Origin of the sequence: Mesorhizobium sp. 113-3-3 (genome assembly GCF_016756495.1) — a bacterium.
In the GTDB taxonomy this organism is placed as follows: domain Bacteria; phylum Pseudomonadota; class Alphaproteobacteria; order Rhizobiales; family Rhizobiaceae; genus Mesorhizobium.
The window spans coordinates 1,023,069-1,035,137 of the sequence record NZ_AP023243.1 but is presented as its reverse complement, the minus strand read 5'-3'; the positions used below and the strand labels follow the sequence as shown (position 1 = coordinate 1,035,137).

Annotated in this window: 9 protein-coding genes; 5 read left to right on the top strand and 4 right to left on the bottom strand. The window is 65.8% G+C overall.

All coding sequences use genetic code 11. The features are described from left to right. Positions 1-40: 40 nt before the first annotated feature. From JG746_RS04790 to JG746_RS04780, 3 genes are read right to left on the bottom strand one after another with little or no spacing between them, the layout of a single operon-like run. Positions 41-1,648 carry an ATP-binding protein gene (locus JG746_RS04790; protein WP_202357127.1) on the bottom strand — a complete coding sequence of 536 codons (1,608 nt, stop codon included), beginning with the start codon at positions 1,646-1,648 and terminating at the stop codon, positions 41-43. After that, complete coding sequence (locus JG746_RS04785; protein ID WP_202357126.1) at positions 1,639-2,331, bottom strand: response regulator transcription factor; 693 nt, start codon at positions 2,329-2,331, stop codon at positions 1,639-1,641. Before JG746_RS04785 ends, JG746_RS04790 begins: the two co-directional genes overlap by 10 nt. A gap of 3 nt (positions 2,332-2,334) precedes the next feature. Next, on the bottom strand, positions 2,335-3,879 hold the full coding sequence (locus JG746_RS04780; protein WP_202357125.1) for a DUF4153 domain-containing protein: 1,545 nt from the start codon (positions 3,877-3,879) through the stop codon (positions 2,335-2,337). 554 nt (positions 3,880-4,433) lie between these two features. Between JG746_RS04780 and JG746_RS04775 the strand changes: the two genes are divergently transcribed. Together JG746_RS04775 and JG746_RS04770 are read left to right on the top strand one after the other, a co-directional pair. After that, positions 4,434-5,330, top strand: coding sequence for an HpcH/HpaI aldolase/citrate lyase family protein (locus JG746_RS04775; RefSeq protein WP_202357124.1), 897 nt, complete (start codon positions 4,434-4,436; stop codon positions 5,328-5,330). Between the two features lie 48 nt (positions 5,331-5,378). After that, the gene (locus JG746_RS04770; protein WP_027145959.1) at positions 5,379-5,585 is read left to right on the top strand and encodes a DUF1737 domain-containing protein; all 207 of its coding nucleotides are present in this window, start codon (positions 5,379-5,381) and stop codon (positions 5,583-5,585) included. A gap of 24 nt (positions 5,586-5,609) precedes the next feature. On the opposite strand, the gene JG746_RS04765 is transcribed toward JG746_RS04770, so the two are convergent. After that, on the bottom strand, positions 5,610-6,032 hold the full coding sequence (locus JG746_RS04765; RefSeq protein ID WP_032932314.1) for a metallopeptidase family protein: 423 nt from the start codon (positions 6,030-6,032) through the stop codon (positions 5,610-5,612). Positions 6,033-6,214: 182 nt separating this feature from the next. On the opposite strand from JG746_RS04765, the gene JG746_RS37085 reads away from it, so the two are divergent. From JG746_RS37085 to JG746_RS04755, 3 genes are read left to right on the top strand one after another with little or no spacing between them, the layout of a single operon-like run. Beyond that, positions 6,215-7,252 carry an ImuA family protein gene (locus tag JG746_RS37085; RefSeq protein ID WP_244730670.1) on the top strand — a complete coding sequence of 346 codons (1,038 nt, stop codon included), beginning with the start codon at positions 6,215-6,217 and terminating at the stop codon, positions 7,250-7,252. Beyond that, positions 7,194-8,669: a DUF6504 family protein gene (locus tag JG746_RS04760; protein WP_244730669.1), complete on the top strand. Its 1,476-nt coding sequence runs from the start codon at positions 7,194-7,196 to the stop codon at positions 8,667-8,669. The genes JG746_RS37085 and JG746_RS04760 overlap by 59 nt, the downstream gene beginning before the upstream one ends. Beyond that, a complete protein-coding gene (locus JG746_RS04755; protein WP_202357122.1) occupies positions 8,666-12,022 on the top strand; it encodes an error-prone DNA polymerase in 3,357 nt (1,118 codons plus the stop codon). Before JG746_RS04760 ends, JG746_RS04755 begins: the two co-directional genes overlap by 4 nt. Positions 12,023-12,069 lie beyond the last annotated feature (47 nt).

Here is a 12,069-nt window from a genome sequence, read left to right as displayed (position 1 = left end):
TCCCGAAAAGTGGGTACCGGTTTTTCGGATAAGATCATGCTCAGCTTGATAAAGGCAAAGTGATCTCGAAGCGCGTGCCGCGCTCGGAGTCAACCAGCCGGATCATACCATCATGCGCTTTCAGGAGGGCCAGCACGATGCCGAGGCCCATGCCGGTGCCGCCGGTGGCGCGGCGCGTGGTGAAGAACGGCTCGAAGATGCGCGCCCGGTTGCTCGGCGAAATACCGGCGCCGTCGTCGCTGACCAGCACCGTCGCCTTGCCGCCGGCGCTGGTCGCGGTGATCGAAACCAGCGTCGCGCCGTGCCTGGCGGAATTGTCGATGAGATTGGCAAGCACGATCGCGGCGTTCTCAGCCGAGATGCGCAAAGCGAGATCACCGCCCGCCTCGACGCGGACCGCCAGCCTGGTGTCGACGGGCAGCAGCGCCAGCGAGGCAGCGATCGAGGTGGTTTCGCCGCTGGGTGCAAGATTTTCGGCCTTCGCCAGATCGAGCAGCCTGCGCACCAGCAGATTGAGCCGCCCGGCATCGGTGACGATATTGTCTGAGAAGCGCCGACGCTCCTCATCGTCCATCGCACTACCGGAATCGCGCAGCAATTCGGCCGCGCCCTGGATCGCCGTCAGCGGTGATTTGAGCTCGTGCGAGACATGGGTGGCGAAGGTCTGGATCGAATCCGATCGCGCCTGCAGCTTTTCCGCCATGTCGAGGAAGGCGGCGGACAGCTCGGCCATTTCGTAGGTGCCGTGATGGTCGAGCGGCCGGATCGCGTCGCGCTCGCCGGCGGCGATACGCTGGGTGCGGTCGATCAGCGCATAGATCGGCCGGCTGACGGTACGCAGGAAGACGAGGCCGATGAGCAGCGTGCCGCCAAGGATGGCGATCGCCGCCAGTGTCACCTTGCCGCGTTCGCCATAGAGATGCTTGATGATGTTGTTGGGTGTCCGCGAGACATAGACCACGCCGGCGACATGGCCGTCGACGGCCACCGGCAGAGCGACGAAGACCCGCACCTTGGTGCCGCGGCTGACCGAATAGAGCGGCGGCGTCGGCTGGTCGGGGATGCGCAGCCGAAGCGCGCTGGCATAGTGGCCGCCAAGTGCCGTGCGCACCTCATCGACCCCGGCGAGCGACTGCCCGACCTCGTTGCGCCCGGCAATGACGACGCCTTGGGGATCGAGCAGCCGGAAGCCGGCGAGCGTGGTTTTCTGCGTCGCGTCGAGAATGCCGGATAGGCGCGTGCCGATCGCGGCGAAGGCCGGATCGGCGGCGGTAACGGGCATGGCCGCCGGCCGGGTCGGTAGTACATAGTCCGAAGCCAGATCGAGGCGCGGCTCGATCGGCCGGTATGGTCCGTCAGGATTGTCGGCCCGGCTGGCGCTGCCATTGGCCTGCGGCATCGGCGCGCCGAGTTTTTCCGGGGAAATGCCGGCGTCGCGCACCTGCTGCGCATAGATGGCGGCGATGGCCGCCCCTTGCGCGATCAGTTCCGCCTCGGTCTGGCGGATCAGCTGGTTCTCGTAGAGGCGGAAGAAGAACAGCCCGACCAAAGGCAGCGCCATCACCATGATCAGGATGGCGACGACGACCGTGGCGAGCCGTGGCCGCCATTTGCGGCCGATCCATTTGCTTGACGTCGTCAGCCGCATCGGCCGAGCCGGAAGCCGACGCCATGCACGGTCTCGATGGCGTCCAGGCAACCCACCGCCGCCAGCTTGGCGCGGATGTTTCTTATGTGGCTGTCGACGGTGCGGTCGGCGACATGGATCTTGCCGGCATAGGCGCTGGCCATCACCGCGTCGCGGTCGAGCACATGCGCCGGCCGCGCCAGGAAACCTTTCAGGATAGAAAATTCGATCCCCGTCAGGGCAAGCGGCTGGCCGTCGAAGGATGCCCCGTGGCTGGCCGGCGCCAAAGTGAGCTTGCCATGCGAAAACTGCCGGTCGTCGGCCGGTTCGGACGCCGCCGGGCGGGCACGGCGCAGGATGACGTTGACGCGGGCGACCAGCTCGCGCGGGCTGAACGGCTTCGTCACATAGTCGTCGCCGCCCATTTCGAGCCCGAGGATGCGGTCGATCTCCTCGTCGCGCGCGGACAGGAACAGCACCGGCACATCAGAGGTGTGGCGCAGCCGCCGACAGACCTCCAGCCCGTCCATTTCCGGCATGCCGATGTCGAGAACGACCAGATCCGGCGCCTGGCGTCCGATCTCCTGCAAGGCGGCCGCACCATCCGCCACACCAAGCGTTTTCATGCCGGCCTTTTCCAGCGCGAAGCAGATCACCTCGCGGATATGCGGGTCATCGTCGGCGACGAGGATGTGATGCGGCATCGGTCAGCGGCCCGGCAAGGAAGGTTGCGTAGGCTGAGGAAGCACGAGCGACCCCTTGCTGTCGAGATAGGCAAGCAGGCGCCAGTCGCGAAAGCTCCAGGCCCGCCAGTTCCGCTGAACGGTGCGGTACCAGTCTTCGTCGCTGGCTCGCAATCCTTCGAGCTCGCGGACGGCGCCGGCGGCAGCCGTCCGGTCCTGATGATCGAAGAAACGATCGAGCGCCGGAAACGCGCCCGGCCCGAGCGAGCGCACATACCAGGCGTCGAGGGGGATGCCCTGGCCGGTCATTTCAAGGGAGTGGTCGACATTATAGTTGGCGATCAGCGCGGCAAAGTTGATGAAGCAGCAGGCATAGAGCGTCAGGGATAACGTCAGAAGATTGGCGGAGGAGAGCCATTCATTGGATTTTTCGAGCGCGATGCGGGCGATGATCAGCGCAAGCTCTGATGCCACCAGCCCCATCCAGACGAAAGCCGCGATGCGCCAATAGGTCAGCGCGTAGATGCCGATATAGAGGTCGAGCCGCAGGATCGACGAGATGACCAGCACGATGTTCTGCGCCACCCAGGCATAGACCAGCCGGCGGATGAGCGGATCGCCCGAGGTCTCGCTTCCCGGCCTGAGCGCCGCCAGCACGAAACCGGCGGCAAGCAGCGCGGTGACGATCAAGGGATAGGCGCCGCGATGCGCATAGGCGGCGTAGCTCAAGCCATCGGGAAGGGCGACCCCGCCCCAGAGATAGGTGGCGTCGAGCCCGGTCTGCAGCGCAAACAGCACGTTGAAGACGATCAATGCGCGCAGGATGGCGGCCTTGCCGACGATGTCCTCGATCACGTGTCGTTGGGGATTGGTCGCCGGTTGAGCAGCGGCAAGGGCATGGTTTGGCCGGCGGATGCCCCACGAAAAACGCGGCAGGCGCGGCCGCAGGAAAGCCCAGACGCCGGCGAGCACGAACAGCCAGAAGGCGATCCGCGCCAGCTGGATCAGATCGAGCAGTTTCAGAAGATCGATCAGCGACAGCCAGTATTCAATGACCGGATTGGCGGCGCCGAACAGCGCCAGGAAGACGGCGCCCAGCGTCAGCGGCATCAGCCAGACGGCGACCGCCGCCAGCCGCACGCGCCGCCCGCCGAACCGGCGCGCCGTCTTGCGCCAGCGGATGAAATCACTGACGAAGCGGAACGGCGCCGCCAGCCCGAACAACACGATCTGGCCGGCAATGCGGGCCAGGCTGTGCCGCAGCCGGCCGCTCAGCGAAAGCGCGAAGATGATCAGCGCCGCAAGCGCGATCGAGACGGACAGAGGGCTGACATTTTCGGCCAGCGGCAGCAGCGCGACAAGCAAGGCGGCGGGCTTGAGCCAGACCCTGATGTCGCTGAAGGCCGCGGGGTGCACGGCCACGACCGCGGCGGCGATCAGGATGGCGAACAGGAAAACCGTGATGTCGGCGGGCTGACCGTAGAACAGGAAATCCGCCAGCACGACCAGCAGCACGGCAACGCCGAAGCGGCTGCAGTAGCCTGGTGCGGCGGTGAAAAACGATGTCATGAACTGACCTTCCTGATGGCATCTGGCCTGATCGTGCCCGGCCGCCATGGCGGCGGGCTCTTGCGGACAAAGGGAATGAGGATCGCCGCGGGGTTGGCGCGCGGCGGATCGACCAGCCACCAGCCTTCGCTGCGCAGGCGCCGGGGCAGGGACCAACGGGGTTTTGCTCGCTTGTGCATGCCGCCTGTTTGGCAGACCGGCAGGGAGATGGCAGGGCGGATCCGAGGAGCTTTTCGGCAGGTGCGTGCAGTTTTCGTGCAGGCAGCGCGCCATCCTGCGAACGCTGCCGCCGCCCCTCATCTGCCTGCCGGCAATCTTCTCCCCGTGAACGGGGAGAAGGGAGCTGGCCGCAACGCTGGCGCCCTTTCCGCAACGTTGGCGATTGGCGAAATCGGCGATGAGGGCGTCCTTCTCCCCGTCACTATACGGGGAGAAGATGCCGGCAGGCAGATGAGGGGCGGCGCTGATCTTGATGATTAGCCGACGTCACGCAAACTTCTAAAGCCATTACCCCAACGCTTGCCTCGACCCCCCACAGGCGGCATAGATCCAGCATGACAAACGAACCCTATCGCCCGCGCCGCTCGGTGCTCTACGTCCCGGCCTCCAACGACAAGGCGCTGGCCAAGATCGCGCAGCTGTCCTGCGATGCAATCATCATCGATCTAGAGGACGCCGTCGCACCGGCCGACAAGATCGCCGCTCGCGAAAAGCTGCCCGCGATCTTTGCCAGCCGCCCGGCTGCCGGCACTCCTGGCCGCCGCTGCGAGATGGTCGTGCGCGTCAACGCGCTGGCCAGCGAATGGGGCGCCGACGACCTCATCGCCGTGGCGAAGGTCGAGCCCGACGGCATCCTGTTGTCCAAGGTCGCCACGCCGCGCGATATCCTTGAAGTCGGCGACGTGCTCGACGACAATTTTGCCCCCGACAGCGTGAAACTCTGGGCGATGATCGAGACGCCCAAGGCTCTGCTCAACATCGGCGCCATTGCCGAACTGGGCCGCGATCCGGCCTCGCGCCTCAATTGTTTCGTGGCCGGAACGAATGACCTGGCCAAGGACACCGGTGTGCTGGCGACCCCCGACCGGCGCTATCTCGTGCCGTGGCTGATGCAGATGGTGCTGGCCGCGCGCGCCGGCGGCCTCGACATGCTCGATGGCGTCGCCAACGATTTCCGCGACCTCGACGCCTTTGCCCGCGAATGCACGGAGGCGGCCGCCATGGGCTTCGACGGCAAGACCCTCATCCATCCGGCCCAGATCGACGCGGCGAACCGCACCTTCGCGCCGTCGCCGGAGGCGCTGACCGAGGCGCGGCTGATAAAGGACGCTTTTTCACGTGCCGAGAATGTCGAAAAAGGCGTGATTTCGCTGAACGGCAAGATGGTCGAGCGGCTGCATCTGGCGCAGGCTGAAAAATTGCTGGCGAAGGCGGCCGCCATCGGCGCATGATATCGGCCCATGCTCGCGGGCTATGGCACTTACGACAGGACTTGAGACATGAAACTCTACCGCTTTCTGACCGCCCCCGACGACGCCAGCTTCTGCCACAAGGTGACGGCGGCGCTGAACAAGGGCTGGCACCTGTTCGGCTCGCCGACCTACGCCTATGACAAGAAAGCCAAGACCATGCGCTGTGGCCAGGCCGTGGTGAAGGATGTCGATGGCCAGGAATACGGGCCGGATACGAAGCTCAGCGACTGGTAGAGGCTAGCTGCCTTCCTCTCTTCGTCATTCCGCCGCCTCTTCGATCTTCTCCATATCATCGTCCGACAGGCCGAAATGGTGGCCGATCTCGTGGATCAGCACATGGGTGACGATGTCGCCCAGCGTCTCCTCGTTCTCGGCCCAGTAGTCGAGCATGGCGCGGCGGTAGAGCGTGATGCGGTTCGGGCCTTCGCCGGTCTGCGGGTTCCAGCGCTCGGCGATGCCGCGCCCCTCGAACAGGCCGAGCAGGTCGAACGGCGTCTCCAGCGACAGGTCGTCCATGATCTCGTCGGTCGGGAACTCGGCGATCTGGATGACGATCTCGCCGGTCAGCTTGCGAAAGTCCTCCGGCAGATGGGCGTAGGCCTCCAGCGCCAGGAACTCCATCTCCTCCATCGAGGGCGCGAGTTCGCCATGCCAGGTGCGGGTTTTGTAGATGCGGGCCATGCTTTGTCCTTTGACCCGGCATATAGGCTTTCGCACCGGTCGAGGCAAATGAAGCGGCCCATACGCCCATGCCGCACAGGGCCTGCAGGAATAAATTCCTTGTGACTCTGCTTGACTCTTCAGGTTGCCTCTGGAATCTATAGGAACATAACAGGAACAATTGTGAGTGGACACTGACCGTCATGGCGATATCAGCCGTGGCGCGGGAGACTGTTTTTGCCCTGCGCCGCCAGATCGCGAAGATCGAGGGAACGCTGCCAGAGCGCCTGCAGGCGCCGGCTGGCGCGCCGCTTGAAGCCGACGCCAGCGCCGATGCCACACCCGGCGCCGATCTCACGATCGTGCGGCGCGGCCTTGCCGCGGCCTTGCCGGATGCCTTCCTGCCGATCGGCATCGAACGGCTCGATGACGCCCTGAGCGGCGGCCTGCCGAAAGCCGCGCTCAGCGAAATCCATGGCCTGGAAACCCGAGATGCCGGAGCCGTCGCCGGCTTCGCCCTTTCGCTCACCAGCCTGATCCTCAAACAGGCGCAAGGGCTGCCCATCCTATGGATCGGCACCACGGAAATCTTCCGCGAGGCGGGCTTTCCCTATGCAAGGGGACTGCAAGCCTCCTTCGGCATCGAGCCGGAGCAATTGTTGTTTTCCGAGGCGCCAAAGCTCGTCGACGCGTTGTGGGTCACTGAGGAAGCGGCACGGATCACGGCGCTCGCCGCCGTCATCCTGGAAATTCGCGGCAACCCGCAGCGGCTGGACCTGACCGCGACGCGCCGGCTGCATGCGAGGGCGCAAAGTGCCGGCCGCCCGGTATTCCTGCTGCGACAGGCGGCCGAACCCGAACCGACGGCGGCGCCCGTCCGCCTCATCGTCTCCTCGGCGCCGGCCGTGCCGCGCGCCACGGTTGCCGGGCCGCTCGCCGAATCGATCGGCCGCCCGGCCTTCACCATCACCATCGGCAAGAGCCGCACGGCCCTGCCTGGACAATTCACACTGGAGTGGAACCCCGATGAACGCGTATTCTACGAAAGAAGGGGCCAACGGACAGAGAATCCTGTCCCTGTGGTTTCCCTATCTGGCGGCCGAAAGGATCCTGCGGCAGCGTCTGGGGCGATCCTGGCGTTCCCGGCCGTCGGATCACCCGGCGCCATCGCACCCGCCACTGGTGATCAGCCACCGCCAGGGCAACGCCCAGCGCATCTCAGCCCTCGACGAGCGGGCTGAGGCGCTGCACCTGAAGCGCGACATGGGCATTGCCGATGCGCGCGCCATGCATCCCTCGATCGACATCGTCGAGGCCGATCCGGAGGCCGACCGGCGCCTGCTCGAAGGCCTTGCCGACTGGTGCGACCGCTACACCCCGCTGGTGGCGCTGGACGGGGCGGACGGCCTGTTCCTCGACGTCACCGGCTGCACCCATCTGTTCGGCGGCGAACGCGCCATGCTAGACGATATCCTGTGGCGCTTCTTGCACCAGGGGTTCGATGTCCGCGCCGGCCTTGCCCCGACGCCGGGGGCGGCCTGGGCGGCGGCCCGCTTTTGCGGCGACCGCATCGTTGTTTCAGGTGAGGAGGAAGCGCTGATGGCGCCTTTGCCGCTCGCGGCATTGCGCATCGCGCCGGAGACCCGCGCCAGCCTGGAAAGTGTCGGCCTGCGCACGGCGGGCGCCGTCATGGCCGCCCCGCGCGCGCCGCTTGCCCGCCGCTTCGGCGCCACCTTGCTGCTACGCCTCGACCAGGCGCTTGGCCGCCTCGACGAGGCGGTCTCGCCGCGCCTTCCCGTCGCGCCGCTTTCGGTCGAGCGGCATCTCGCCGAGCCCGTTACGCTCACCGAGGACATCGAGCGGCTGGTCGGCCTGCTGGCGACGACCTTGAAGAGCGATCTCGAGCGCCGCGGCGAGGGCGCCCGGACGCTGGCGCTGCTGCTCTTCCGCGTCGACGGCGCCGTCAGCCGCATCGCCTTGGGCACTTCGCGGCCGATGCGCGATCCCCGGCTGATCCAGAAGCTGTTCCATGAAAGGCTGGCGGCACTCGAGCAGGACATCGACGCCGGCTACGGCTTCGACCTGGTGCGGCTTTCGGTGCTGGCGGCCGCCGCCTTCGACATGGCGCAGGCCGATCTGACCGGCGAGGTGACCGATGACGGCGCCGACATCGCGCTGTTCGCCGACCGCATCCGCGCCCGGCTCGGCGAGGGCGCGGTGCTGCAGCCGGTCGCGGTCGAAAGCCATCTGCCGGAGCGCGCCGTCGCCATCGTCCCCTTCAGCGAAGCGCCGCGCCGGACCACGCCGCCGAAGAGACCGGACAGGGTGCAGGCGCCCAAAACCATCTTCCCGCCGGAACGGCCGATCCGCCTGTTTCGCGCCCCCGAGCCCATCGAGGTGCCGGCCACCGAAATGCCGGAGGGACCGCCGCTCAATTTCCGCTGGCGGCGCGCGCTCTACCGCGTCACCCGTGCCGAGGGTCCCGAACGCATCGCCGCCGAATGGTGGCGCGAGGCGCCGAGCGACGCGGCGGCATCGACGCGCGACTATTTCCGCATCGAGGATGCCGAAGGCCGCCGCTACTGGCTCTACCGGCAAGGCCTTTACGGCGGCTCGCAAGCCGCGCCGCGCTGGTTCATGCATGGGGTCTTCGCATGAACGCGCTGACCGTCATCCCCTATGCCGAGTTCGGCATCCAGTCGAATTTCTCCTTCCTGCGCGGTGCGTCCAAGCCGGAGGAGTTGGTGGTCGCGGCCAAGCTCATGGGTTTTTCGGCGATCGGTCTTGCCGACCGCAACACGGTGGCGGGCGTCGTGCGCGCCTGGCAGCAGGCCAAGGTCGAAAAACTTGCCTATCACCCCGGCTGCCGGCTGGTTTTTGCCGACGGCACGCCTGACATTCTCGCCTATCCCCGGAACCGCGCCGGCTGGGGCCATCTGTGCCGCATGCTGACGCAAGCCAATCTGCGCGAGGAGACCGAAAAGGGCGCGACGCTGCTCCAGCGCGGCGACCTGTTCGAATGGGGGGATCTGATGTCGCTGGCGGTCCTGCCCGACCTGGCGGCGGGCGCTGAAGACGGTCTTGCCGGGCTTGCCCAGCTCAAGGACCGCTTCGGCAGGGCCCTGCGGCTTGGCGTCTCACCCTGCTATGCCGGCAATGACCGGTTCCGCATCGAGCAGGCGGCGGCAATGTCCGAAATGACCGGCATCCCGCTGATGGCGACCAACGATGTCCTCTACCATACCGCCGAACGGCGCCCGCTGCAGGACGTGCTGACCGCGATCCGCCTCAACACGCCCGTCGCCGAGGTCGGGCTGGAACTGACCGCCAATGCCGAACGCCATCTGAAGCCGCCGCTGGAAATGGCCCGGCTGTTCCGCAGGCATCCGCAGGCACTGGCCGAGACGTTGCGGTTCGCCGAAGAGCTGACCTTCTCGCTCAGCGACCTCCAGTACAATTATCCCGACGAGCCGACGGAATCGGGTCTAGGGCCGCAGGCCGAGCTGGAGAGGCTGGCGCGGGAGGGGGCGGCGCGGCGCTATCCCTCGGGCGTGCCCGCTTCGGTGATCAAGCGCATCGAGGAAGAGCTCGTTCTGATCGAGCGCCTCAACTATGCCCGTTACTTCCTGACCGTCTACGACATCGTCAAATTCGCCCGCAGCCAGGACATTCTCTGCCAGGGTCGTGGTTCGGCTGCCAATTCGGTGGTTTGCTTCTGCATCGGCATCACCGAAGTGGGACCCGAGAAAATCGATTCGCTTTTCGAGCGCTTCATTTCCGAGGAAAGGAACGAACCTCCAGACATCGACGTCGACTTCGAGCACGAAAAGCGCGAAACCGTCATCCAGTACATCTACGAGAAATACAGCTCCAAGCGAACCGCACTCGCCGCCGCCGTCATCAGCTATCGCGGCCGCTCGGCGCTGCGCGAAGTGTCGAAGGCCATGGGCCTGTCGGAGGATGTCCGGGCATCGCTGTCCGGCTCTATCTGGGGCTGGTCGACCTCGGAACTCGGTGAGAAGGAAGCCCGCGCCGGCGGTCTCGACCGCACCGACCCGGTGTCGCAGCATGTGATGGAACGCGCCAATGAGATCATGGGCTTTCCCCGCCATCTCTCCCAGCATGTCGGCGGCTTCGTCATCACCAGGGACCGGCTCGACGAGATCGTGCCCATCGTCAAGACGGCGATGGACGAGCGCAAGATGGTCGAATGGGACAAGGACGATCTCGACGCGGTGAAGATCCTGAAAGTCGATGTGCTGGCGCTCGGCATGCTGACCTGCCTGCAGCGCGCCTTCACCTTGCTTACGGACCATTATCCGAAGGCACGGGATGACTATGGCCAACCCTATGTGCTGGCCACCTTGCCGCCGGAAGACAGGCGCGTCTACGACATGATCGGCCGCGCCGACACGCTCGGCGTCTTCCAGATCGAGTCTCGCGCCCAGATGTCGATGCTGCCAAGGCTCAAACCAAAGGATTTCTATGACCTCGTCATAGAGGTGGCGATCGTGCGGCCCGGCCCGATCCAGGGCGACATGGTCCACCCTTATCTGCGCCGCCGGCAAGGCAAGGAAAAGCCCGAATATCAAAAGCCGGAGCTGGAAGCGATCCTGAGCAAGACACTTGGTGTGCCCCTGTTTCAGGAACAGGCTATGAATATCGCTATCGTCGCCGGCGGTTTCAAACCGGGCGAGGCCGATGAACTGCGCCGCGCCATGGCCACCTTCAAGCGCACCGGCACCATCGGCAATTACCGCGACCGTATGATCAACGGCATGGTCGGCAAGGGCTACACCAGGGACTTCGCCGAGCGCTGCTTCAAGCAGATCGAGGGTTTTGGCGAATATGGCTTTCCCGAGAGCCACGCCGCCTCCTTCGCCTTGCTCGTCTATGCCTCCTGCTGGTTCAAGACCTTCTATCCCGACGTGTTCTGCGCCGCGATCCTGAATTCGCAGCCGATGGGGTTCTACCAGCCGGCCCAGCTGGTGCGCGACGCGCGCGATCATGGCGTCGACATCCGCGACGTCGACGTCAATTATTCCGTCTGGGACTGCACCCTGGAAAAAGCGCCTTTCGATCCGGCCCGCATCCTGCCGCGCCATGCTGAGATGCGCGGCGTCATCGAGACGAGCCATGCGGTGCGGCTCGGCTTCCGGCAGATCAAGGGCCTGTCCGAGGAACGCATGGAGCAATTCGTCGCGCGACGCGGCTCAGGCTACTCGACCGTCCGGGATGTCTGGCTGCGTTCAGGCCTCGATGTCGGCGAGATCGAGCGCCTGGCCCAGGCCGACGCCTTCCGCTCGATCGGCCTCGACCGCCGTGCCGCACTGTGGGAGGTGCGGGCGCTGGGCGCCAGGAGTGCCGCCGAAAAGCTGCCGCTGTTCGACCAGCCGGCGCTGCGCCTGCGCGAACTGGAGCCGGAGACGAAGCTGCCGAAAATGCCGCTCGGCGAGCATGTCATCCACGACTACCGCTCGCTCGGCCTGTCGCTGAAGGCGCATCCGGTCGCCTTCCTGCGCGAACGGCTCGACCGCGCCGGCGTCACGCCCAATGCCAACCTGCCATCGGTGCGCGACGGCAGGCGGGTCTCCGTCGCCGGCCTGGTGCTGGTGCGCCAGCGTCCAGGCAAGGGCAATGCGATCTTCCTGACGCTGGAGGACGACAAGGCCGTCGCCAACGTCATCTTCTGGGAGCGGACCTTTACCCGCTTCCGCCCCATCGTCATGGGCGCGCGCTTCGTCAAGGTCAGCGGCAAATTGCAGTCGGAATCCGGTGTCATCCATATCGTCGCGGAAAAGATCGAGGACCTGACGCCCTGGCTGACCGTGCTTCTGGAGAAGGTCAGCGGGGCTGGAGCGCCGGGTGCCCAGCCGATGGCGAACGCCAGAGAGGCAGGCTCGGATCGCCCCAGCCGGCCCGAGATAGGGAAGGCGCCGGCAAGGCACGACCTCGCAACACTGTCGGAAGAGGCGGAAAGCGTCATGCCCAAGGGCCGCAATTTTCAGTAGGGCTGTCGCGCTTGGCGACCTTCAGCATTTGGCGGCGCGGCAGGGTA